General features: G+C 54.0%; 16 protein-coding genes. 1 reads left to right on the top strand and 15 read right to left on the bottom strand.

The genetic code is table 11. The features are described 5' to 3' along the window. Positions 1–285: 285 nt before the first annotated feature. The 3 genes from FHS18_RS07840 to FHS18_RS07830 all read right to left on the bottom strand — a co-directional run bounded on the left by FHS18_RS07840 (position 286) and on the right by FHS18_RS07830 (position 6,183). Positions 286–1,641 carry an MATE family efflux transporter gene (locus FHS18_RS07840; RefSeq protein ID WP_183598771.1) on the bottom strand — a complete coding sequence of 452 codons (1,356 nt, stop codon included), beginning with the start codon at positions 1,639–1,641 and terminating at the stop codon, positions 286–288. A gap of 20 nt (positions 1,642–1,661) precedes the next feature. After that, complete coding sequence (locus FHS18_RS07835; protein WP_183598769.1) at positions 1,662–4,022, bottom strand: beta-galactosidase; 2,361 nt, start codon at positions 4,020–4,022, stop codon at positions 1,662–1,664. Between the two features lie 103 nt (positions 4,023–4,125). Further along, a complete protein-coding gene (locus tag FHS18_RS07830) occupies positions 4,126–6,183 on the bottom strand; it encodes a beta-galactosidase (RefSeq protein WP_183598767.1) in 2,058 nt (685 codons plus the stop codon). A gap of 134 nt (positions 6,184–6,317) precedes the next feature. On the opposite strand from FHS18_RS07830, the gene FHS18_RS07825 reads away from it, so the two are divergent. Further along, positions 6,318–7,151: an AraC family transcriptional regulator gene (locus FHS18_RS07825; protein ID WP_183598765.1), complete on the top strand. Its 834-nt coding sequence runs from the start codon at positions 6,318–6,320 to the stop codon at positions 7,149–7,151. Between the two features lie 79 nt (positions 7,152–7,230). On the opposite strand, the gene FHS18_RS07820 is transcribed toward FHS18_RS07825, so the two are convergent. From FHS18_RS07820 to kduI, 12 genes are all read right to left on the bottom strand, one after another. Then, positions 7,231–8,898, bottom strand: coding sequence for an S-layer homology domain-containing protein (locus FHS18_RS07820; RefSeq protein ID WP_183598763.1), 1,668 nt, complete (start codon positions 8,896–8,898; stop codon positions 7,231–7,233). 84 nt (positions 8,899–8,982) lie between these two features. After that, complete coding sequence (locus FHS18_RS07815) at positions 8,983–12,057, bottom strand: glycosyl hydrolase 53 family protein (protein ID WP_183598761.1); 3,075 nt, start codon at positions 12,055–12,057, stop codon at positions 8,983–8,985. Between the two features lie 103 nt (positions 12,058–12,160). After that, on the bottom strand, positions 12,161–13,738 hold the full coding sequence (locus tag FHS18_RS07810; protein ID WP_183598759.1) for an ABC transporter substrate-binding protein: 1,578 nt from the start codon (positions 13,736–13,738) through the stop codon (positions 12,161–12,163). Between the two features lie 76 nt (positions 13,739–13,814). Beyond that, a complete protein-coding gene (locus FHS18_RS07805; RefSeq protein WP_409348544.1) occupies positions 13,815–14,687 on the bottom strand; it encodes a carbohydrate ABC transporter permease in 873 nt (290 codons plus the stop codon). 78 nt (positions 14,688–14,765) lie between these two features. Then, positions 14,766–15,686 (bottom strand): ABC transporter permease, encoded by a 921-nt coding sequence (locus FHS18_RS07800; RefSeq protein WP_183598755.1) that lies wholly within the window; start codon positions 15,684–15,686, stop codon positions 14,766–14,768. 546 nt (positions 15,687–16,232) lie between these two features. Continuing rightward, entirely contained in the window at positions 16,233–17,789 is a 1,557-nt protein-coding gene (locus FHS18_RS07795) for a response regulator transcription factor (protein WP_183598753.1), read from the bottom strand. A 40-nt stretch (positions 17,790–17,829) separates the two neighbouring features. Then, positions 17,830–19,557: a sensor histidine kinase gene (locus FHS18_RS07790; protein ID WP_183598751.1), complete on the bottom strand. Its 1,728-nt coding sequence runs from the start codon at positions 19,555–19,557 to the stop codon at positions 17,830–17,832. A gap of 217 nt (positions 19,558–19,774) precedes the next feature. Then, positions 19,775–20,908: a glycoside hydrolase family 53 protein gene (locus FHS18_RS07785; protein WP_183598749.1), complete on the bottom strand. Its 1,134-nt coding sequence runs from the start codon at positions 20,906–20,908 to the stop codon at positions 19,775–19,777. A gap of 198 nt (positions 20,909–21,106) precedes the next feature. Beyond that, complete coding sequence (gene cls / locus FHS18_RS07780; protein ID WP_183598747.1) at positions 21,107–22,552, bottom strand: cardiolipin synthase; 1,446 nt, start codon at positions 22,550–22,552, stop codon at positions 21,107–21,109. Positions 22,553–22,733: 181 nt separating this feature from the next. Beyond that, positions 22,734–23,486 carry a 2-dehydro-3-deoxy-D-gluconate 5-dehydrogenase KduD gene (gene kduD / locus FHS18_RS07775; RefSeq protein WP_183598745.1) on the bottom strand — a complete coding sequence of 251 codons (753 nt, stop codon included), beginning with the start codon at positions 23,484–23,486 and terminating at the stop codon, positions 22,734–22,736. Positions 23,487–23,507: 21 nt separating this feature from the next. Then, positions 23,508–24,263: a DeoR/GlpR family DNA-binding transcription regulator gene (locus tag FHS18_RS07770; RefSeq protein WP_183598743.1), complete on the bottom strand. Its 756-nt coding sequence runs from the start codon at positions 24,261–24,263 to the stop codon at positions 23,508–23,510. Between the two features lie 33 nt (positions 24,264–24,296). After that, positions 24,297–25,130, bottom strand: coding sequence for a 5-dehydro-4-deoxy-D-glucuronate isomerase (gene kduI / locus FHS18_RS07765; RefSeq protein WP_183598741.1), 834 nt, complete (start codon positions 25,128–25,130; stop codon positions 24,297–24,299). Positions 25,131–25,406 lie beyond the last annotated feature (276 nt).

Below are 25,406 nucleotides of genomic sequence, written 5' to 3'. Positions count from 1 at the left end.
GCCCATGTTGCTTGATGCAAAGAGTCGCTTTGCCCGCATTGCGGACAAGGCTTATGGTTGTTCTTGAAATACGAACCGGCAATGCCTTGTTGGCATTGCCGGCACTGTTTCACAGTTAAAGTGAACAAGAAAGCGAAGCAAGAGTGATGAATCTGAGAAGCGGCAGCGTTCGCCTTTGTGAATGGAGTCCAACCTTAATCATCAATTCAAGGAGTCCATGAACAACAGCGATCGAAGGTCAGCACACTTGCGCAGCGAATACCTTTGTGAATGGATCTGTCTATGTTATTTTGCAGACAGCGCTTGTTCCAAAGAACCGACCAACCTACGCTGTCTCCTGAACCACTGATAAACGAAGAAGCTGCCGCGCAGCACCTCGTCGAGCATCATCGCGAGCAGGACCCCTGGGAGTCCCCAGCCGAGCACCGCACCGAACCAATACGCGCCGCCGGTGGACACGAGCCACATCCCGATAACGGACAGGATGGCGACCGGTCGGGCGCTGCCGACAATGTTAAGCGCATTGGATAAGCAGAACGGGATGACCCGAAGCGTCTGCCAGATGATACATAAGCCCAACAGCGGCAGCGATAATGCGATGATGTCTGCATTGCTCGTGAACATCGACATAATCGGCTCACCGCCAATCCAGATCAATACTGCGGCTGTCGCGATGAGGATCAAGCCAGCCGAGATCGCCCGCAGCGGTCCTCGATAGACCAGCTGGTGTTGGCTGGCGCCGTACCATTGACCAATCTGGATACTTAAGGCGCTGCCGACGGCAGCAGCGATCATCCAAGGGAACTGCTGAATGGTCTGGATATACGTGTAAGACGCGAGCGCATTCGCCCCCAGCGAAGCGATAACGGACAACAGTACGATTTGCGAGAATCCCCAAGACATGGCCGTAACGGAGACCGGCAATCCGATGCCCACAATGTCTTTGAGCAGCGAACGATCCCAGCTGAACCAGTCTTGTCTGGTCATTCTCGGTTCGAACGATCGCCAGAGCAGTACGATCGATAGCGCCAGTGCAGCGGCTCGGCTGACGACGGTCGAGATCGCGGAGCCTTCCACGCCCATGGCCGGGAACAGGCCAACGCCGAAGATCAATACGTAATTCAGGAGCAGGTGAAGGACGTTCATCCCGATCGTAATGACCATCGGGCCCTTGGTGTTCCCCGTATTCCGGATCAAAGCATTGACGACCAGATGAAGGGTCACGATCATCATCCCGCCGCCTACGATAGACAAGTAGGAGTGGGCATATTCGAAAACATCGCCGGGGACCTGCATCATGCGAAGCACCTGCCCCGAAGCAAACAGGAAGAAAAGGCCGCCGGCAAGTCCGAAGGCCACATTGATCTGGATGGCAATCGCCGCCGTTCTCCGGGTTGCCTCCCAGTTTCGCGCGCCCCACATGCGGGCAAGGATCGCGCCTGCCCCGGCGTTAATGACCGTGAACAGCGTCATAGCCGTCTGGAGCACCTGATTCGATACGCCGACTGCGGAGACGGCGTTATCGCCGATCCGGCTGACCATCAGCGTATCGACCGTGCCCATAAGAAACTGCAGCAGCAGTTCGATCCCGATCGGCCAGGACAGATGCCTTAAGCCGAGTTTGTTGTGACGTGAGGCCATGGTTCTCGTTCAGCTTCTTTCTATTGATTCTGTTCGGGATGAAGAGAGATGCGATAGACCGGTTCAGCCGTTATTTGGTGAAAAATTGCCGTTTGCTGGCCATCGAATTGCAGCTCGGCAGCCATAGCGGCATCGGCCGCAAAGGTAGCTGCTCCTGTCCGCAGAGGCGTTGTCTCCAGCACGATCTCCCCATCTTGCACGTGATCGATAAGTCGTGACAGCCCCATCTCCCATGGTGCCCCATTATGGAAATGATCGTGAATCAGCCGGCCGCCAGAGAACGCATAGCCGACATTCCCGGTATACGCGATATTCAGGATCAGATCTTCTAAGCCATCGAACATATCCGCATGCAGACGAATCGCCACTTTATGGTCGTGAATCCGCTTCACATCAAGCTCGATCTGCTTTGTCGGGCATGTAACTTGGTAGGCGGTGAACCATTCCTGCTGCTGCACAGCTAGACGGACGTCCGCATTATTCGGCTGCCAGTTCACATGACCTTGTTGGCCCCCTGTATAAATACGGAAGTTGAACGCACCCGATCTTGGCCCCAACAGGTCGAAGCCTGCCGCAGTAGGAACAATCGGCGTCTCGGAGAACAGCACGCAACGTTCGCCGTTCAGTTCCGCCTCCCACAAGGTGGCTGCTTCCGCAGCAGTCATGGCGTAGATTGGAACCTCAGTACCATCGGCACGATGAATACGGATCATGCTCGGGCGATGTGAAGGCACGACAACGCAGTATTCACCGCCGTCCTCCTGAGCTACTTCGCCTTCCTGCGTTTCTATCGAAGCAATCCCTTTTCCGTCCAGAATAAACTCCCCGTCAGTGCCTTCTTGCATCAGGAAGAAGTACGTATCCACTGCTTCCGTAGCCTGCGAGGTGACCGGTTGAGCGGTCGCGCTGAGCAGGTTCACGCCTCCGAGATCGAAGTTGAACGGCAGGAAGAACGAAGCATTCTTCTTGACCGTGAGCGGCTTCTTCCTTGGAAACTGAACGATCTTGTCCTCCAGTTCGATGGCAAAACGAACGTCGGCATGCTCTTGCATCTCCACATGATCCTGATAGTTGTTCACGAACACGAAGCCGGACCGTCCGTCTGTTCGAACGGCATAACGCAGCGATCCGGCATGCTCAGGTTCAAGTGACGGTGCGTCTTCTGGCAGTACGGTAGCCATCGGAGCAATCACGCCGCCGAACTGTTGCAAGAAATAATGGAGCGGCCGAAGCAGGTGATTGGATCGGCGAATTTGTCCGAATTCCCCGATCGGCGCTTGAAAATCGTACGTAATCCGCGGCGTCGTGCTCTCGTTCAAGAAGCCGGTCTCCCCGACCGGATTGGTACCGCCGTGGAACATATAGTAGCCGATGAAGTTACAGCCGCTGGCGATTTTGACCAAGCTCATCGCAAGGACGCTCTCCGGCTCTACCTGGAAACGGGCCAAATACCAGGTCTGCATGCCGCCGCCCATTTCGCAGCAAGCGAACGGGTACGCCGTCCGGTCATAGGGCGGATCGAAGTCCCTAGCCGCTACCGCATCGTCATGATAGCTGGTGAACAAATACTCGCCCGTCGGCTTCTGCTCCGGATTGTCTTTGCTGATCGTCCATGGCGTGTAGGCATAGCCGCCGTAGAGCGGCAGTACCTCATCGACCGGAACCGGAGCGTTCCCCCAGCCCGTGATCGAGTAGATCGGCGCGACCAGCCCCGCTTGCTTGGCGAGCTCCTTCAAGCGCATAATGTGCTCCGCCCCGCCGCTGCCGCCGCTTAAGTACTCATCGCCTTGTTTGGCGGTAAGCTCCCACAATGCGGCTGCCGCATTGAACTCATTTTCGAGCTGAATGCCGATGACAGGTCCGCCTTCCTGATAGAGCAGCCCCGCTGCCTGCTTACCGATCTCCTCGTACAGGCGCCCAACATAGCTCAGATAGCCTTCGTCATTGGAACGCACATCGAACGAGCGGCCGAACAGCCAGTCCGGAAGACCGCCGTTCCTCACTTCACCGTGGCAGAACGGACCGATGCGCAGAATGACCGCCAACCCTTGCTGTCCGCATAGCTCGACGAATTGCCGCAAATTCCGGTTGCCTTCCCATGCGAAAGCGCCTTCCACTTCCTCATGATGGTTCCAAAAAATATACGTCGGAATGACGTTGATGCCGGATAGCTTCATCTTCGCAAGCTCGGTCTCCCAATCCGCTTCCGGATAACGGGAATAGTGAAACTCGCCGCATATGGCGAAAAACGGCTCGCCGTCCCGCTCCATGTAATAGTTGGTGAAGCTGATCCGCTCGCCTTGCGGATTGCTCCCGCCAAGCCGCATCGTCGAAGGATAGATCGCTTTGCGGATGTTCTTCACCTGGATCGAATACGTCATGCCCAAACAGCTCCTCTCTTATCTAAAAGGCCGAACCCGAAATCCTTATATCCGAAACAAGCCAGGGCGATTGCCCCGGCTTGTCGTCTCATGCTGTCTTTGCTTATGCCTTCCGTTTCAGGAGCTGAATGCCGTTCACAGGCAGTTCAACCACTTGGCCGACGGAAGCGTTCGATTCCATATCGGCGTAGCTGCGCTCATCGAGCTTCACTTGCTGCGGCTGGCCGCTGAAATTCATCAGGAAGACGAAGTCCGTCTCGCCGTCCGAACGTACGGTTGCGCTTACGCCTTGAGGCAGCTCGGTATCGATAGCCCGTGCCACGCCTGCTTCTTGTACCGCTTGCTTGTAGAAGGCGCCGAGGAAATCGTCCTTGAGGCGCGTCGCCATATGATAGGCGCGGCCTTGACCGAAACGGTTCAGCGTCAGTGCAGGACGACCCGCATAGAAGCTGTCCGTGTACGTGCCGAGTACTTCAGCGCCTTCGGCATGGATCAGCTCGCAGAGTTCGCCGGCTTCGAAAGTGCCTTGAAGGCCAAGTACATTACCTTCAGCCATGGCCAAGCCATTGCGGTCGTGATCATAGAGACCCTCGATCTCTTCCGCCCAAATGCCGAGCGTCTTGCGCAGCGGGCCCGGGAATCCGCCCAGATGGCACAGATCGTGCTCATCGACAACGCCGGACCAGTAAGTCGTAACGAGCGTTCCGCCTTGCTCCACGAATTGCTCCAGCTTGCGGCCTGTCTCCTCGCGGCACAGATAGAGCATTGGCGCGATGATGAGCTTGTAGCCGGACATATCGTCTTCGGATCCGATGATATCGGTCGCTACGCCCTGCTCCCACAGCGCACGGTGATGCGCATAGACGGTTTCTTCATACTTGATACCCATGTTGCGCGGACCTTGGGAGTCCTTCACCGCCCAGCGGTTATCCCAATCGAAGATAATCGCCGTCTGCGCTGGCGTTGCGGTTCCGACAACCTCCGAGATATTCTTCATCGTCTCGCCGAGTTCAGCAACGTCCTTGAAGACGCGCGTATGCTCGTGGCCGGCATGGTCGACAACAGCGCCATGGAACTTCTCGCTCGAACCGCGGCTCTTGCGCCATTGGAAGTATTGCACCGAATCGGAGCCGTGCGCTATCGCTTGCAGCGAGGACAGCTGGTGCATGCCCGGCTGTTTCAGCTTGCTGACCGGCTGCCAGTTCGTCAGCGATGGCGTGCTCTCCATCAGCAGGAACGGCTTTTGCTTCAACGAGCGGTACAGATCATGGTAGAACGCAACGGATGCAGCTAATTCGCCGTCATTCGCGAACTCGTGCCATGTCGGATACGCATCCCAGGAAATGACATCAAGAATCTCGGCGAATTTGCGGTAGTCAAGACCTTCGATCATATGCATGTTCGTTGTCGCTGGCAGAGACGGGTTCGCGCTGCGCACCGATTCGATCTCATGGCGGCAGAAGTCGACTGTCTGAGCCGTTACGAATCTGCGCCAGTCGAGGTTGTGGCCGTGTACCATCGTTTCGCCATGCGGCGCAGGCGATTCAACCTGGCTCCAATCCGTATACGTGTGTGCCCAGAACGTCGTCCACCATGCCGCGTTAAGCGCGTCGAGCGTGCCGTATTTCTCCTTCAGCCAGCCGCGGAAAGCCTCTTGGCAGTAATCACAGTGGCAATCGCCGCCGAATTCATTGGAGATATGCCAGCCGATTACCGCAGGGTGGTTGCCGTAGCGCTCAGCCAGTTTGCCGTTCAGGATAGCCGTCTTCTCGCGGTATACCGGCGACGTGTTGCAGTGATTGTGGCGCATGCCGTGCAGGTTGCGGACGCGGTTCTTCTCGACTCGCAGCACTTCCGGATACTTCTGGGACATCCAAGCCGGACGCGCGCCGCTCGGCGTAGCCAACCATGCGTAGATCCCGTTCGCCGCGAATCGGTCAAGCACTTGGTCCATCCATTCGAACGTGAAGTTGCCTTCCGTAGGCTCAAGCGACGCCCAGGAGAAAATACCGATCGCCATGACGTTGCAGCCCGCAAGCTTCATAAGGCGAATATCCTCTTCAAGTACCTTCGGGTCGTGCAGCCATTGGTCAGGATTATAGTCAGCGCCGTGCATCAGCACAGGCAGTTTTTCGCTAATCGGTGCAAATTTAGTCGTCATATCCAAATCTCTCCTTCGATTATCGTCATATCCGCTTATATGCTTTGATTATATCGCTCAACAGGCTTATACTCATAGAACAGATGATTCAAAAAATCGTACAATCTTAACATGAAGGTGGTTGGCCCCTCCAAATGATGCCTTTTGTACTCGCCGAATTCGCCAATTTGGAGCAAATTCTGCCGCTCTATGTGGTCCTCGTCGGCAACCATGCCCAGAAGCATCTCGCAAGGCCCGAAGGGTACCCGGCGCACCAAATTTTCCTGTCGCGCAGCGGCAAAGGCTTGTTCAAGATTGAAGGCAGACAGGATCTGATCTTGACGCCCGGAACGCTCCTTATCCTACCCGCGGATCAGCCGCATGAATATTATCCGATCGGCTCGGATGAGACATGGGATTTAGGCTTCGTGGCATTTAACGGCTCCGCGGCGTTACCGCTGCTCAACCAGATGGACGAGCTTATTATGATGGCGCGGCTTGCCCCGAATTTCGATGATTTATGGAGCCAGATCGAGTCGCTGTGGCATCTGATCAGCTTGAACGGAGAGCAAGCCTATTGGGAATCGTCCAAACGGATCTACAGCATGCTGGTCTCGGTCCTCGAAGGGCAGTCCGCCGTGAAGAAGCCCACCAAGAACGTCTATCCTTCCGGCCAGTCGAATGCCGCCCTCCAAACCGCGGTCAAGCTCATCCATGACCATTACAATGAACGGCTGTTGCTGACGAATGTAGCCCGTGCGGCAGGATATTCCGTGCAGCACTTCCATCGCCTCTTCGTCGAGAATTTCGGCATGACGCCGCAGCAATACATTTTGCAGCTTCGCATGCGCCGTTCGGTCCAGCTATTCGAGGAACAGCCGGGGATTACGGTGGAGAAGGTCGCGGAGATGACCGGCATGGAGACGAGTTATTTTATCCGCATGTTCAAGCGTACGTACGGCAAGACGCCGAAGCAGTATAGCAAATAACGCTCTGTTCGTAACGAAAATAAAGCGTGGACCGATGCATTCGCCGGTCCACGCTTATTTGTTGCACAATATTGACTCTCTACAGATTCATCAGCAAGTATACCGCCTGAGCCGCTTCGGCACGCATGAGCTCGCCTTGCGGCACGAACCGGTCAGCCGCCCGTCCCTTCACGAGCCCAAGCTCGTAGGACTTGGCAATCGAAGGGAGCGCCCAAGCCGCGGCCTCGTTCAAATCTTGGAACGGCAGCTTCGCGTCGCTAGTCGTCTGCTCTTCTTTCTTCGCTTGAACAGCGTTGATCAGCATGACGGCCATCTCTTGGCGCGTAATCGTGGCGTTCGGATCGAAGCGGTTCCCGCTGCGTCCTTTCACAATACCGCTAGCATAAGCCGTATTCACATCGCTAGCATGCCAGGCGCCGGATTGGACATCCGTGAATGGCTGAGTGCCCGTCGCCGCTTCAAGCTTAAGTCCGCGAACCAGCAGCGCTGCGAATTCGGCGCGTGTGACGAGCTGGGAAGGACGGAATTCGCCAGCGCCAATTCCTTTCACGACCTGCTTGGCGGATAGCTCGGCGATGACGCGGCTCGCCCAATGATTTGCCGGGACATCCGAGTAATCGGTTTTCATTTCGAGAACGGCATAGGTGCTGAAGTGATGGATGTCTGCCGTTAACGTATTGCCGCTCCACTCGCCGCCAATGTATTCAAGCGCACCGTCAGAACGGACATAATATATGCCGGTCAGACCTTGATCCGCTGCAGCATCGGCTGCAAAGCGCATCGTTATCGGCTCTTGGAAGGTGGTCATGGACTGCTTCGAACCATCCGATCCTTGAATGCTAAGCGAAAAATCGTAGGCTTGCCCCCGGCTTACAACCGTCGAGTGGCTGCTTCCGCTCTCGCTTGAAGAACCGGACTTCACGGCATCGACCCGCTTCATCGTAAAGGCGATCGTGCCGGTTACGCCATTCGGCAGTTGGGCGATAAGCGCGTTCAACACGCTCGAAGGCAGCTCGATGGTCAGCTCCTCCGACTGCAGGACGACGTTGTTCCCGCCGATAGCGGCAAGCACTTCAGGAGAGAGTTTAATTTGGGTTGCCGAGGCAGGAAGTTCGATCATGGACTTCCCGTTCTCGTTCTTCACTGTGCTTGGATTGACCCCATAGACAACGTCGTTCCCGCCTTCTTCCTCTCCGCTTGTAGGCACCGACGGCGTTGATGGCGAGGATGAGCCCTGCGACGGCTCAACGATCCGGACTGCGGCGGAAGCTTGCGGCGTTAGCGCCGTACTCTGCACTTCGCTGTTCACCAGCGTGATGGCCGGAAGAACGAAGCTCGTGCTGCCGCTTTTGCGCGCTGTAAAGGTTGCGGTTAGTAATTTTTTGGTTCCGCTAACCCCAGCGGTTTGATCACCGATCTTCGTGAAGGCCAACGTCAGTTCCCCATTATTGTCAGTGACAGGGACCGCATACCCTTGCGGCGAGAAATCATACGTGGCATTCCCGTAGGCCATGAATGCCGGATCATATTGAAGCTGAAGCTGATAGCCGTACAGTTCGGCAAGATCCCGGCCGATGACGCTTACTTGAACACGCTCTCCTTTGGTGACCCGCGAAGGCGCCTCGATGGTAATCGTTGGCTGTTTCTCCTCCGTATCAGGCGATTCGGCTGCATAACCGACTGCGGACCATATAAGCGATAAGCTGATGATCAGGGCAAACATGCTGAATAGTCGTTGTTGCTTCACGATTGCGCTCCCCTTCCTTGCCAAGACATAAGAAGGCAGGCGGACACCTGCCTTCTATCGATTACTTGCTTTCAGAGCATTTTCTTATTCGAACTTGCCTGGAATCTTCTTAGCGGTCGCAATCAGATCGACAATATCGATTTTGTTGTCGGCATTGGTATCGAACGGACGATACAGATACCAGTCGGTTGCTTCATTCGTCTTTCCGAAGCCTTTGGACACATTCGCCAGGTCCTTAATGTTCACCGCTACCGCCAAAGTCGTAATCGTATAAGCGGAACTCAAGTAAGTTTCAACCGCGGCATTCAATGCGGATACGGCTGCGTTGATTTCTTCTTGCGTTGCATTTGTGTTTCCTTTGACGGTCTTAGCGTCTGCAATACGGGTTTGCAGCGCATTGCGGCTTTCTACCGGGTAGCCGCCAAGGAATGCGCCGGCCTTCGTCGTGCTGTAAATCTGCTCGGCCTTCGTAATGGCAGCGTTGAGCTGGCTCAGGTCAATGGTACCGGTAATGGAAAGCTGATGTACTGCGCTGACCGCCGTACCGGTCTGCTCGCCGTCCGAATAACTGATATTCTTCACCGTAATGGAAGTCTCGTTGGAGCTGGCAAGAGGCTTCGCCGTAAACTTCAGCTTCAAGAGCGAGGACGCGTCGCTAATCGGCGTACCCGTCGTTGCGAGCACGATATAAGCCGCGTCGCCGGCTTCATTCTCGGCTTGCTGTACGACCTGCAGTCCCTCTACGGTCGAGCTTGCTTCTACGAATTCCACATAAGAAGGATTGTAGAGCAGCGTCAATTCTTGCGTAAGGAATGGAAGCGTAAGCTGATCGAGGCCATAAGTCAGTTCGAACGAATCCCCTCCATCGACCGCGCTGGCGCCCGTAAGCTCAGCTGTAGCGCCCTGCACTTCCACAAGTTCGATATGGTCGAAGTAACCCCATACTTCTCCTGGCGCTGCAACATCGAAGCCCACGGTAACTTGACCGTCCGTTACTTTGATGTTCGGAATCGTATATTGCACCCAATTGTTCCAGCCCGTATTCTTCGCAGCGGCGATAATGGCTTCACCGCCGTATCCTTCCGCGAACAGGTTTAACTTCGACTCGCCGCCTCCGCCGGAAGCCCATGCTTTGAGCGCATAGGTGCCGTTCTTCAGGCCCGTTACCGTCTGAGACAGCTTGAACGCATAAGGAGTACCGTACCAATAGTTGAAGGCATAATCGCCATCTTGGGCATTGCTCGGATTGTCATTGATTTTGCCGGCATCGCTCGTGCCCGTAATCGTCCAACCCGTAAGGTCTCCGGATTCGAAGTTGCCGTTCTTAAGGAGTTCATCCTCCGACACTTGGACGAGCTCGACATCGTCCAGCCAGCCCCAGATCTCCTTCGGCGCATCGACATCGAAACCAAACGTGATCTCGCCGTTCGTGACATGAATATTCTCGATCGTATATTTCTTCCACGCATTATAGCCGGTGTTAACGATATCGGCCTGAACCGCTTCGCCGCCGTAGTTATCGGCGAACAGCTTCATGGCGTTCTCGCCGCCTCCGCCGGAAGCCCATGCGCTGAGCGTGTAGACCCCATTCTTGAGGCCCGTAATGGTCTGCGATAATTTGTACGTGTATGGGGAACCGTACCAGTAGTTAAATCCATTCTGACCCGAATGCGAATTGCCGGCATTCGTCTCGACTTTGCCCGCTTCCGTGCCCGACAACGTCCAGCCTGTCATCCCATCCTCAAAACCGGGATTAACGGCCAGATTCGGGGAATCCGTCACCGTTACATCAATCGAAGCCTTCTGTTCAAGTCCCGCAATGGTACCGTTCAACGAGAACGTGCCCGGCGTGCTTAGCTGTTCATCCGTCGCTTCATCCCATGTAACGGCCGTGGCTTGGATGGAGCCTTCGTTGTAGAGGACATTGGCCGTCGCCGGAAGTTCTGGTGTTTGACCTCGGGTAATGGTGATGCCTTCCGAAGGATACACAAGGATTGGCGTTTTCGCCTCAAGACTACCCGGCGTGAATTGGAATGCATCGAGAGATGCCAGCGCATTGCCGTCATAATCGAACATCGCCTGGTTCTCCCAGCCGTTGTAATCGCCCGAACGCCAGCCTACGCCAGGCAACCATGCCGGCTCCCAGTAGAAGGCGCCAAGCCCCAGACCATTCTGGACATGCGCAACCGTATTTAATACGGTCTCGGTCACCAATTTCTGATTCTCAACCGAAGCCGGGAAACCGGCGATCTTCGTCTCATTCTCGCCTGCAATATTGCCCTCGCCTGCGTCTCCGCTTTCATATGTGAACGGGTAAGCGGTTTCAGCAACGACGATTTGTTTGCCGTAACGCGCCGCCAAGTCGTCCATATTCGATTTGAGCTGCTGGAAGGTGCCGTGCCAGTATGGATAGTAAGATAAGCCGATGACATCATAGTCGATGCCTTGCGCTGTCACCTCGTCGAAGAAACTGCGGAATTTGCTGTTGTTGCCGCCCTCGGCCAAGTGGATCATGATTTTCGTGTTGTGTCCGTCCGGCGTTGTGTCGCGGACCGCCTGCACGCCCTGCTTGATCAAATCGGCCAACTGGGTGAAATTGCTGAGCGATCCTTCCGGATGAATCATCCCGTTGTTAATTTCGTTACCGATCTGAACCATATCCGGGTAGGCGTCGACCGCTTCCAACTCGGTCAGCACTTCTTCGGTGTAATCGTACACCGCTTGCTTTAGCTGCGTGAAGTCGAGTCCTTCCCAAGCTACCGGCTTCACTTGCTTGCCCGGGTCAGCCCAGAAGTCCGAGTAGTGAAAATCGACGAGCAGCTTCATTCCCGCCGCTTTGATCCGTGGAGCCAGTTCAATCAGTTTCGCCTTGTCATTGTATCCGTCTGCTTCAACCGGATTATTCCACACGCGAAGACGTATGTAGTTCACGCCGTGATCTTTAAGAATCGTTAGCAAATCCTGCTCTTCGCCATTCTCATAGAATTTGATTCCCTGATCTTCAAGTGCTTGCAGCGTAGAAATATCCGCGCCTTTAATAAACTCATCCGCTGTTTCCGCGGCTTGTGCAGTCCTCGGCGAAATGATGCCGAAGATCGTTGTAAGCGCTACCGCAAAAGATAATAAAATAGCTGTCCAACGCTTTAATGCAGGTAACATGGCTGAATCCTCCCTGACTCGCTAATTTATGGAAGTAAATTTTTTTTGAAAAAAGCTGTCCCAAAACCATTCATTTGGGACAGCCTTAGAACCTAAACGGACATTACTTCTGTGCTGCGAGGAATGCGTCGATCTGGCTTTGCAGCTCCGTTTGTACCTTCTCGATACCAGCGGATTTCAGCTGTGCGTTCAGATCGGCTTGACCTTTAGCAAGGTCTTTCACAAGGCCGTACTCGAGCGGAATTGCGTAACGAAGCATGACGTTACCGATGTTCGCGACTTCGTTCTTCACTTTGGAATCGTCAAAGACGAATGTTTCGAGCGGGAAGTGGTACACTTTGCCTACCCATGCGTCGAAGATCGATTGCGCTTCTGCCGGATAGGAAACGTCCGTACGGTTCAGCGTCGAGTTCCAACCCCAGTTGGAGAAGCCGGTGTAGTTCGCTGCGCTTGGACCAGCGCTAAATTTGTCATCGCCTTCAGCATTGTAGTGCGTGCCAGCAATGCCATACATCGTCAGGTCATGAATTTCTTTGTCATTCTGCAGCAGGTCGATCAGCATCAGGGAGCGCTCTACGTTCTTGGAAGAAGCGTGGATCGCAAGACCGTTCTGCGTGGAGATCGCGGAAATCTTCTTCTTGTCCGGCGTCAAGTCTGCGATCGCCAGCTCGAAGCTTACACCGTCACGGCGAGCTTCTGTCAGGTTAGCTGCAACCGTACCCAGGTTTTGCGCATACGAAGCGGTTTTGCCTGCTTTGATATCCTGCCATACGTCATTCTTGTTGCTGACGACGTTGCGGGACCATGCGCTGCTGTCCGACAGATCTTTGTAATACGTGATCAGGCTCGTGAACTCCGGCGTGTCGTATACGTTGAATACTTTGCCTGTTGCATCGTCAAGTTTGTAAGCGAGCGGAATGTTGTAGTCGACGAGGTTCCAATCGTTCTGCTGCTCGAGCAGGATTTGGTCCAGCTCATGCCATTTCCAGCCGTCAGCCGGCTTCGCGCCGAAGGCGTTAATGCCTTTCTCGTTCGCTGCGACCGCTTTCAGGTAAGCTGCATATGTCTCTGGGCTTGTAACAGGCTCCAGATTGTACTTCTTGCGTAGATCTTCACGGATCAGAACCGTCTTATCCGTAACTTCGATGTTGTTATTCGGCACCATGAACAGTTTGCCGTTTACTTTCGCTTGCCCCCAAGAAACGGTCGGCATCGCTTCCCATGTCTTAGGCATGTACGTCTTCAGCATATCATCGGTCAGCTCCAGGAAGCCGCCTTTCAGCGCTTGGTCGTTATAGAAAGCCCAGTTCGCCGTGTATGCGATATCGAAGTCTTCGTTGGCCGCGAATTTCAGCGGGTACTTCTGGTTCCAATCCGCCCAATCGAGGAATTCGGCTTCGACGGTTGCGTTGATTTTCGCTTTAACCAGCTTGTTCAGCTCGCCGAATACTTGATCATAGTCAGCCGGTTTGCCGCCGACGAGCAGCATTTTAATTTTGACTTCTTTGCTTGTATCGACGCCGCCGGCATTCGTGGTGCCTTCAGCTGCCTGATTCGTCGTCGTTTCGCTGGACGTATTGTTCTGTTCAGCTGCATTGTTGTTACCGCCGCAAGCCGCCAGGAACGTGGACATGGCCAGAACGGTAGTCAGTGCGAGCGCAGCAGATTTTTTTGTTTTCATGACTGCATTTCCCCCTAAGATGTAAATGAAAGTATTTTTGCTTGTATATGATAACCGGGTAAACCCGAGGTCATCCTTACCCTTTGACTGCACCAATCGTCAAGCCTTGCACGAAGTAACGCTGAATGAACGGGTAGGCCAGCAAGATTGGACCAGTCGCTACCAGCGTCATCGCCATCTTAAGGCTTTCGGTCGGCAACGCCATATTCACTACAGCCCCGGATTGCATCATTGCTTTGCGCATGCCGTCCATATTGCCGAGCATTTTGTAGAGATAATATTGCAGCGGCATCAGGTTTTCATTTTGGATGAAGAGCAAGGCATTATACCAGTCATTCCAGTAGGCCAGCGCGATGAACAAACCGATCGTCGCAAGCGCCGGCTTAGCCAGCGGCAGAATGAGCTGGATGAAGATGCGGAAGTCGCCTGCGCCATCGATTTTGGCCGATTCGGTAATGGCTTCCGGAATGCTGTTCATAAACGATTTCATGACAATGATGTAGAAGACGTTGAGCAACATTGGCAGTATAAGCACGAGCAGCGTATCGCCCATGTTCAAGTACTTCGTAATCATCAGGTACCATGGCACCAATCCACCGCTGAATAGCGTCGTGAAGAAGAAGAAGAACGAGAATTGGTTGCGCCATTTGAAGTCTTTGCGCTGCAGGACGTAAGCGGTCATGGAGGTCAGGAAGAGTCCCAATACCGTGCCGATTACGGTAACCGCGATCGTAACGCCGTAAGCTTTAAGCATCTGCTCCGGATATTTGAACAGAAGGCTGTAGGCTTCCGTCGAGAACGACGTTGGAATGAGCTTGAATCCTTCTTCAATAATGGACTGTTCGTCTGAGAAAGAGGACGACACGACCAACAGGAAAGGAATGAAGCAGAAGACGGCGAGAATCGTGATGACGACATAGCCTAGAATTTGCAGCAGCAGTTTGTCCATTTGCCGCTTGCCTTTGCCTCCCGACTGGGAGGCTTTGTTTATCGAAGAAGCGGTAGCGCTCATTTTCTTCCCTCCAATTTAGAACAAAGCGTGATCTTTGTCGTATTTTCGCACTGCATAGTTGGCAATCAAGATCGTCGCAAAGCCAAGAATCGATTGGTAGAAACCTGCAGCTGCCGACATGCCGATATCGTTCGAAGAGATCAAGGTACGGAATACGAAGGTATCGATGACGTCCGTAGCCGAGAACAGCAGGCCGTTGTTGCCGACCATATTGTAGAACATGCCGAAGTCGCCGCGGAAGATGTTGCCGATTGCGAGCAGAACCAGGATGATGATCGTCGGGATCAGGTTCGGAATCGTGATTTTCCAAATGCGTTGGAATATATTCGCCCCATCGATCTCCGCTGCTTCATACATCTCTGTATCGATGCTCGTGATAGCCGCCAGATACATGACCGATCCGTATCCGAGCGATTTCCAAGCTGCGACCAGTACCAGGATGACCGGCCAGTAGCCAGGCGTATTATAAATGTCGATCGGCTCCATGCCGAATGTCGTCAGGATCGAATTGATCGTTCCTACATCGAAATTGAACAGGTTGTACGCGATTGCGCCGACCACAACCCATGAAATAAAGTAAGGCAGGAACATGACCGTCTGCGCGATCTTACGGAACCACTTGCCAGCGACCTCGAACAGCAGGATCGCAACCGTAATCTGCAGCACGTTGTTCACGACGATAAACGCGATATTGTAAAGCACCGTGTTTCGCGTAACGAGCCAGGCGTTGCCGGATTCGAAGAAAAATTTGAAGTTGTCCAGTCCATTCCACGGGCTGCCGAAAATCCCCCCAGTGTGGTTGTACTGTTTGAAGGCGAGGACGATCCCTGCCATCGGTACGTAGGCGAATAAGAGAAAGAATAACACCGCAGGCGTAAGCATTAGCAGCAGCGCCCGGTTCTTCTTTACTTCACCCCAAAATCCGCTTCGGTTCATTCCCGAACTCTCCTCTCGTGTTGCTCTCTGTATGTATCCTCATTATACGAAAGCGCAAACAGGATTCGGATTCAGGCGGACAACTAAAACTTATACTAATTCACCGATTTAAAAAGTTTACCTCGCCCCTTCCCCCGAAGGGAACCAAGGGCTACCGCCCTCTGACACCGCTATTTCGCCTCCCCCTTCCCCCTCCGCGGAGGGGAACCAGAGGGCAACTGCCCTACTGGATACCCGTAAGGGGCCAAGCACGTGACGCGGCCGTCTTCGATCTGTCCTTTCGTGGTGGGCAGCGCTTTTGTCCTTGCGGAGTTTCATGTGATGACCTCTGACTGGACAAAGCTCCGGCTTCGAGCTTCGTTCGCGGCTTTGATGCCTCGGGAGGAGACCTGATGGGTCGAGTACACTTGGTGCACCGTGCTGGTACTCGCTTGACGTCCACTTTGTGGACACGCTTACCTTTTTCTGGTCGGCATGCCTCTCCTTATTGAGCTTCACAACACAAAACCCGCCTCCCTGTGGGATGCGGGTTTGAACGGCCATATCCTAGACCTTATATTTCTTCCGATACTCGCCCGGCGACATGCCGGTCGATTGCTTGAACTGGCGGTTGAAGTAGATGATGTTCTTGTAGCCGACGCGTTCGGCGATTTCGTAGATCTTCAGCGTCGGGTTCATCAGCAGCTCGCAAATGCGTTTCATTCGGGCATCGTTCAAGAAGTCGCTGAAATGGGTGCCCGTCTCTTCCTTGAACAGATGGCCAAGGTAATTCGGCGTAAAATCGAAGTGCGCCGCGACTTCCTTGAGCGTGATCCGCTGCTCGAGATTATCTTCGACATACTTAATAATCTCTTCAATAATTTTGCGTTTCTGCCGCTGTTTCTTCACATAGAGCAGTTCCGATAATTCGAAGAAGCGTCTGCGCAGCCAAGACAGCACATCCCCCATCGTCTCGAACTGGAACAGCACCTCGGGCTGTTGGGATTCCCAGCGCAGCAGCTCGTACAGATTCTCGTCCTGCCGCTGCAGATCGGCGTGAAGCTTAGACGTAATGCGGATAATAAGATCGTAAATATCGCTCTTGCGCGTCACGTAGACGTCGCGCTGGAACAGCTGCATCAGGCAATCGTCGATGGTGACCAAATCGTATTCCAGAATGGCTTGCAGCATCCGGCCTACAATTTCGTCATACGACGCCACGAAAGCCGGCTTCGCCCCCGAATCCGCTGCTTCCCGGATAATACGGTTTTTGCCCAGCAACCACTTGGCGCTGAGCGCTGCTTGGGCTTGACGGTACGATTCGTGGAGTTGACCGATCTCATGGGTGTACTTCCCGATGCCGATCGTGATGGTCAACGGCGACGTATGGCGTATCGTATGGATCAATTCCTCGAGACGGGCTGTGAAGCTGTCTTCCGGCAGCGCGGACAAGACAACGACCCGGATGCTCCGGTTCATCAGCAGCGTGCCGAGTCGATTGTTCTCGCCATAAGCTTTGATTAAACCTTCAATGTCAAGAATCATTTGTTGCCGCTCTTCGTCCGTGACGCGCCATTCCAGATCATCGATCTCGATTATCGCCACCGCCGCGCCGACTACGAGCAGCGGCGTGAGATGGTCGCGGATATGCGGTTCGACCTGCTGCGGGTCAATGTCATGGAACCAACGCAGCAGCAGTTCCTGGCTGACCAGCGAGAGCGCTTCGCTGAACGAACGGTCCTTCTCGCGTTCCCGCTGCAGTTTCGTGCTAAGCGAAGCCAGCTGCTGGTACAATTCCTCGTCGTCAACCGGCTTGAGCAAATAGCCGGCGGCATTGATTTGGAGCGCTTCCTTGGCATAGCCGAAATCCTCATGGCCGCTAATAAAGACGATCTGAATATGCGGGTAGATCTCCTTCACTTTACGGGCAAACTGGATCCCCGTCATAATCGGCATGCGGATATCGGACAAAATAATATCGACATGCGTGCTCTCCAGCAATTCTAGCGCCGCAAATCCGCTGTTCGCCGTACCAACCACGTTCAAGTTCAAGCCGCTGCCCGCAACCCTGCGGCGAAGCCACTCCAGATCAACCGCTTCATCATCCACCAATAAGATATTCATCGCTGCATCGTTCCCCCTGTCGCTCTTACGGCGTATTCCATTAAGCGTCCTTCGCTTGTTCCGCTTCTTCCTCGTGCTCCTCTACAGCCGGAAGAAGGAGAATGACTGCCGTACCGCCGCCATATATACTCTTGATCTGCACGCCGTATTCATCACCATAACGAAGCTTAATCCGCTCGTTCACATTCTTAAGCCCGTAACCGCCAGAGTGGCTCGGACCAACAAGCAATCCCTTGACGACCTCGGGTTTCATGCCGATTCCGTTGTCGATGACCTTCAGCTCGACATTGCGGCCAACGAGCTTGCCGGAAATTCGGATCGCGATTCTTCCGCCGAACCAGGCATGCTTGAAAATGTTCTCGACGAAAGGCTGCAGAATCAGCTTAATGATCGTCATCTTCTCCAGACGTGGATCGATATTCAGATAGACGGAGAATGCATCGGCATATTTGACCCGCTGAATATCGAGATACGTTTCCACCTGCTCGACCTCCTTGCCGAGCGGGATGAGCGTTTTGCCTTGGTTCAAGGTAAGCCGGTAGAATTTGGCCACGCCTTTGACCATCTCGGTCACCTTCTGCGTCTCGCCTAGATTCGCCAACGAGTTGATCGTCGACAATGTATTGTACAGAAAATGCGGGTTAATTTGGGCCTGCAGCGCCTCTAGCTCAGCCTGTTTCTTCTGCAGCCCTTCCACATAGACGGTGTTGATGAGCTCCTGAATATTGGCGGCCATCACGTTGAACGCATCGGCGATCTGAACGAACTCGTCATTGCCGGTTATCGGCAGCCGCTTCTGGAAGCTTCCATCCTGGAAGGCGCGCAGCATCTTAATGATCCGTCCCATTTTTCGGCCTGACAGCCTGGCCACGATGAACCCGATGAAGGCCATAACGGCAAAGCTGACCGCGCATACCATCATAATCGACGCCCGAAGCTTCGCCGCATCTTGCTTCAAGTAGGTATAAGGCACAAGGGTCTGGATCTGGTAACCCGTTCCGGGTATTGTGACGACCAGGCTCAAGTAGTCCTTGCTATCAATGGATTTATCGGCCTCGCCGCGTTGGAACACCATCTTGCCCGTCACGGACTCTTGAAGCTGAAGAATTATGCCCTGTTCCACCGGAAAAGCATCGAAATCGCCGAGCAGCTCATCCAGTCGGGTCGTAATTCGCACATAGCCGATAACCGTGACATAATCGCTATAAGTAACCAGCTTGCGGATATGCGACAAGTTCTCCAGCTTCTCATCCGTATCCACCTGCTGCCAAATGTTGTCGACGTTAAAGTTCTGAAGCTGCTGATACCAAGCGCGGTCGGCAATGGATTGCGCATTCAGGATGTAATAATCGCTCCGTTTGATCGGCATGCTCACATCTTCGCCCTCGACTACGTTGAGCGACGGGTTCTTCGAGTATAGCATCAGCCGGATTCGGCTCCCGTATAATTTCAGCGGAGCTTGCAACTGAGGGACAATCTCGTCCATCATCGTCAGGTAAATATCGAACGCGTCGCCCTGCGTCTGGATGGCCCGCTGGAACGGAAGGCTGCTGAACAGCGTATCGGATATGCGCTGCACCTCATCCATTTTGTACTTCATATTATTCTTGGACTGCTCCATGGCCGCCCGGATGTTCGTCTCCGCCATCTCCGTCCTGGATGCGATCAGCATCGAGTACGAGATATAACCGATGACAATATCCGTTAATAGCACAAGTATCAGATAAGGAACCATCATTTTATAGGTGAACGGAATGTATCTCTTCATTGGCAAGTTGTCCAATCCTAATGTAGGTAATCTTATTATTGTACACGGAAGACGCGATATGCGACAGAGATGCCGAGCAACGAAAAGCGATACTAATTCCACGATTTGCCCCTATAAGGTAAATCGGCTTTTGCCGTCTTCGTTGGCGCAGCGCGTTTCATTCTATTTCAAGCGAAAATAAGCCCTCTCCTGCATGCGGGAAAGGGCGTCGTATGCGTTATTCGAACTTCCGGAATACGTCTAAGGATGCGAGGGCATTGCCGCCAAAATCGAACAAGCCTTGGTTCGCCCAATGATTGCCCATCTCCGCGATATCGTTGCAATATTGCATGCCCGCAGGACTCGCCCAGCTGGTGCCTTTCACCGGCAGCCATGCCGGCTCCCAGTAGACGATGCCAAGCCCCTTGCCGCCGGGTACCTGCTGCACGGTCGTCATCAAGTCATGCAGAAACTGCGCTTGTCCTTCGACGGTAGCCGGATAGCCGCCAATCTTGGCCGATTCTTCGGTGAAAATATCCGCGCCTGACGGGCTGTCCGCCGTGAAGCCATAGGCCGTCTCGACGACCAGCACCTCCTTGCCGTAGCGTTCGCTAATATCGCGCATATTGAAGCTTAGATCATCCAGGCTGCCGTGCCAGATTGGATAATAGGAAAGTCCGATAATGTCGTAATCGACCTGCCGCGCGGCCATCTCATCGAACCATGTCCGATACAGAACGTTAGAGCCGCCAGCATCCAGGTGCAGAATGACGCGAATCGGTCCTGCTTCTCTCGCCGCGCGTACGCCAGCCTGCAACAGACGAGCCAGCCGATCGAAGGCAGCTTTCCACTCGCCGGCATCCGTCTCGACGAACCGTTTCTCTTCAAAATGATACTTCGGCGTCTGGCCGTCCGGCCACAGCGTGCCGTTCGTGGTCTCATTGCCGATCTGCACCAGCTCCGGCAGCACTTCGTTCGCCGCGAACGCCGCCAACACTTCTTGCGTATAGCGGTATACCTGCTCCTCAAGCTGCTCGCCCGTTAACGACTGCCATGCCTTAGGCTTGATCTGTTTCTTCGGATCGGCCCAGAAGTCGCTGTAATGAAAATCGAGCATAACCGCAAGCCCCTGCGCTTTGGCCCGCTTGGCCAGCTCGAGCGTCGTCTTCAGGTCATTCGTCCCGCCCATATAAGGATGGCCCGATTCGTCGTACGGGTTCACCCATAGTCGAAGGCGGACGCAGTTAAGTCCTTTCAATCGCAAAATTTCCAATAAATCCTTCTGCTCCTGATCCAGGTAATAGGCGCCGCCCAACGATTCCAATTCGTTCAGAATCGAGATATCCGCGCCTTTAATAAACGCCTGCTTCATGTCGATCGCCTCCTCCTATCGCTTGTCATCGCCGATTGCGTATGCACAGCTAATCAACTTACATTCGCAGTCCACTATACAAAATTGCAGGCCGAATCGCAATCCGCGCCAGTCGCGGCCCCTTTAAACGGCAAAAAGAGCTCTCCCGACATCATAACGATGCATGAAAGGGAAAGCCCTCTGACGCGATTACTCGGATTATAGAATTGGCGACAGCAGCCGAGTGAACGACTCCTTGAAACGCTGCAGCCGCGATCGCTGCTCGTAGATCTCCATCGTCAGCTCGCGGCTAGTGAACATATCCGTCTCGAAAATCTGCTTTAATCGCTCAGTAGTGGTACTGTCATAAATGATCGCGTTCACCTCGAAGTTTAGCTTGAAGCTTCGGATGTCGACGTTCGCCGTACCGACTGATGCGATCTTGCCGTCGACCACGATCGTCTTGGCGTGCAGGAAGCCCCGCTCATACAGCATGCAGCGGCCCCCAGCTGCAAGCAGATCGCCCAGATACGAGTACGATGCCCAGTAGACCATCTTATGGTCGGGCACCGCTGGTATCATCAGGACGACGTTCACTCCCGACAGGGCGGCAAGGCGCAGCGCGGTCAGCACGCTTTCATCTGGAATAAAGTACGGTGTCTGAATGTAGATGAATTCCTTCGCGGCGTGGATCATTTTGATATACGCGTTCTTGATCTGCTCCGCCGTATTGCTCGGACCGCTCGACACAATCTGGACGCCAACGGTGCCTGCCGTCGGAACGACCGGGAAGTACATCGGGTTCTCCGAGACTTCGACGTTCGAGGCCAAATTCCAATCCATCAGAAAATGAGCCTGCATCTGCAGCACGGAGCTGCCCTTCAACCGAAGATGGGTATCCCGCCAATAACCGAAACGTTCGCTCAATCCCAAATACTCGTCCCCGATGTTGAATCCGCCGATAAAACCGACGTTGCCATCGATAATAGCCAGCTTCCGATGGTTGCGGTAGTTGACCCGGAAGTTCAAGAACGGGATCTTCGAAGGGAAGAAGGAAGCGACCATTCCTCCAGCGAGCAGCAGCTCGCTGAAATACGAGCTGCGAAGGCGGGTGCTGCCGATGTGATCGTACAGAAAACGCACCTCGACGCCTTCTTTCGCCTTCTCGACCAGCGCGGCCATCAGCCGTCTGCCGATCACGTCGTCCCTGACGATATAATACATCAAATGTACATGTTGCTTGGCTTCCTGAATTGACGCGATCAAGGCATCGAATTTATCGTTGCCGTCCGTATAGATCTCGACATCATTATCTTGCGTATACAAGGCGAAGCCGCTCGACAAGTTCATGTAGATCAGATCGCTGTACGGGATCATCGCTTCATCATGGAAGTGGATGTCATGCTGCAAGTAAGCCCGACGTTGTCCTTCCACAATCGCTTTGATGACCATCGTCGTTTCACGGCTTAATTTATACAGCTTCACCTTGCTCAGGTTCTGCCCAAAAATCAAATACAGGATAAAACCGACGACTGGGATAAGTACCAGGACCATAAGCCATGCCCAGGTGACCCCAACATTGCGCCGCTCCAAGAAAATGACGGCTGCAGCGAGCAAAAAGTTAATGATTAATACGAATGTGCTTAAGTGTTCATACCAGGCCATGCCAACTCGGCACCCCAATTCCTTGTAGATGAGACCACTATAGCGCATTCACGGCGTATTTGGAAGTATTGGATGCCGCATGCGAAAGCTTACATGCAAACCAATCCGCTGGAGAAAACAAAATGCCGCATGTCCAACCTCATGGTTGTACGTGCAGCATTCCGCTTCTGGTAAACGTTTATTATCGGGCGAGCCAGCCGCCGTCGACATTGAGCACATGGCCGTTCATGTAATCCGACGCCGAGGAAGCCAGGAATACGACCGGCCCCTTCAAGTCGTCCGGCGTTCCCCAACGGGCTGCCGGAATGCGGTCCGTGATGGACTTGTAGCGCGCTTCGTCCGCAAGGATCGGCGCTGTGTTGTTCGTCGTCATGTAGCCTGGAGCAATCGCGTTCACCTGCACGCCGCGGCCTGCCCATTCGTTAGCGAGCGCTTTGGTAATGCCCGCTACGCCATGCTTGCTGGCTGTGTAGCCTGGCACATTGATGCCGCCTTGGTAAGTGAGCATCGAAGCAATGGAAATAATTTTGCCGCTGCCGCGCTCAAGCATCTGCTTGCCGACAAGCTGGGAGAGGAAGAACACCGAGTCGAGGTTCAGCGACACGACATCGTGCCAATCCTTCCACGAATGCTCGGCTGCCGGCGTGCGGCGGATAATGCCCGCATTGTTCACGAGCACATCGATGCCGCCGAAAAATTCAGTTGCTTGCGCAACGACGCCTTCCAGCACCTCTTCGTTGCTCAGGTCTGCTGCGATCAGTTCCGCGTTGCGGCCGAGTTCCCGCACGAGACGGACCGTTTCTTGCGCTTCCGAAGAAGAGACGGCGATAATATCCGCGCCTGCTTCGGCTAGGCCGATCGCCATCGCTTGTCCAAGACCGCCTGATGCGCCTGTGACCAGCGCTTTTTTGCCTGTAAGATCAAATAAGCTCATCGCTGCTATCTCCCTTACCTTCTATTCGTATTCGATATCGATGCCTGCGGAACGGAATTGCGCTGCGAGGTCGGGCGGACAACCATCGTCCGTCAGAATCCGCGTAACCTCGCTGAGGGAAGCAAACGTCCGTAAAGCGCTCTGCCCCAGTTTATGGTGATCCACGACTCCGAATACTTGCTCGCTCGCCGTCATAATCGCCCGCTTGTAATCGATCAGGTCATTCGTGTAGATCGTAAAACCGTATTGCAGATGAACCCCTGTAGCGGCAATGAACGCCTTGCGAATATTAAGGGCTTGAATGTAGGAGACCGCCTCGGGACCTGCCAGCATGTTGCGTACCCGGTATCCGCCCGGCACGACGAGCCGGATCTCATCCTTACGGACAAGCTCCGCAATAATATGAAGATCGTTGGTCACGACCGTCAGCGGGAAGTTATCGAGTCGGCGGGCAATCTCGAGCGTGGTGCTGCCGCCGTCAAGCGCGATAATATCGCCAGGTTCAATGTAACGAAGGGCAAGCTCAGCGATCGCGGACTTCTCGCTCTGGTGACGGGATAACGCCCCCTTCGGCGAGAGGATGCCCAGCTGATCGCCTTGCGCGAGTACGGCGCCGCCATGCACGCGCAAGAGCAACCCCTTCTCCTCAAGCTTCGCGAGGTCTTCCCGGATCGTCTTGCCCGTAACGTCAAGCCGTTCGCTAAGCTCGTTAACCGTCACTTCCTTAAGCTCCAAGAGCGCTTCCATTATTTTTTCATGCCGTCTTAAGGAGTTCATCGCCATCATCCGTTTCGTAACTGTAATTTCTTCTTATTTGAGATCCTGCATCGCAACGGCGTCCATATCTTCGAAGATCTGATTCTCGCCCGCCATGCCCCAGATGAACGTGTAGTTGTTCGTGCCGACGCCGCTGTGAATCGACCAGCTTGGCGAGATGATCGCTTGCTCGTTGCGCACAACCAGGTGGCGCGTCTCTTGCGGCTCGCCCATGTAGTGGAAGACGACGCCGTCTTGCGGCATATCGAAGTACAGGTATACTTCGGAGCGGCGGTTATGCGTATGGCAAGGCATGGTATTCCACATATTGCCTGGCTTCAGCAGCGTCATGCCCATAACAAGCTGACAGCTCTGTACGCCGCCAGTATGGATATAACGGTAGATCGTGCGTTCATTCGAGTTCGTGATGCTGCCCAGGTGGTTAGGGGAAGCTTCGCTGATCGGAATGCGCGTCGTCGGATAGTTTTTATGCGCAGGTGCCGAGTTCAGGTAGAATTTCGCAGGCTGGCTGGCATCGTCGCTAGCGAAAATCACTTCCTGTGCGCCAAGGCCGATATAGAGGCCGTCCTTGCTGTCCATGTTATATACGGTGCCATCGACCGTTACCGTGCCTTTGCCGCCGATGTTGATAACGCCGAGCTCGCGGCGCTCCAGAAAGAATGCGGAGCCCATCTCCTTCTTATCTGCCTCCAGCTGGATCGTGCCTTGAACAGGAACAACGCCGCCTACGATAAAGCGGTCCACATGCGAGTAGGTCAAGACGAGTTCATCTTGCACGAATAGGCTTTCGATCAGGAATTCTTGACGGAGACGCGACGTATCAAAGCTTTTCACTTCATTCGGATGGGAAGCATAACGGATTTCCACGGTTCAATCGCTCCTTATAAGTTCATATTGGTTTATTTACGTTTAATATAAACCAATGTGAACGTATTGGCAAGGCTTATTTCGCCTCCCCCAAGCCCCCTCCTCCGAGGGGGTTCCGAGGGCAATGGCCCTCTGGACACCCCAAATTTGCGCGACTCGTGACGCGGCCGTCTTCGATGTGTCCTTCGTATTATTAGGTCAGCCAGAGTTTTCTGGTTGGCCTATTTTTATAGGCATCTTACGATGGTGGTAGCCGGGAGAACGGATGTGTCCTTG

The sequence above is a fragment of the Paenibacillus phyllosphaerae genome, from assembly GCF_014192105.1.
GTDB lineage: Bacteria > Bacillota > Bacilli > Paenibacillales > Paenibacillaceae > Paenibacillus_Z > Paenibacillus_Z phyllosphaerae.
This window is presented reverse-complemented; position numbering and strand designations above follow the sequence as displayed.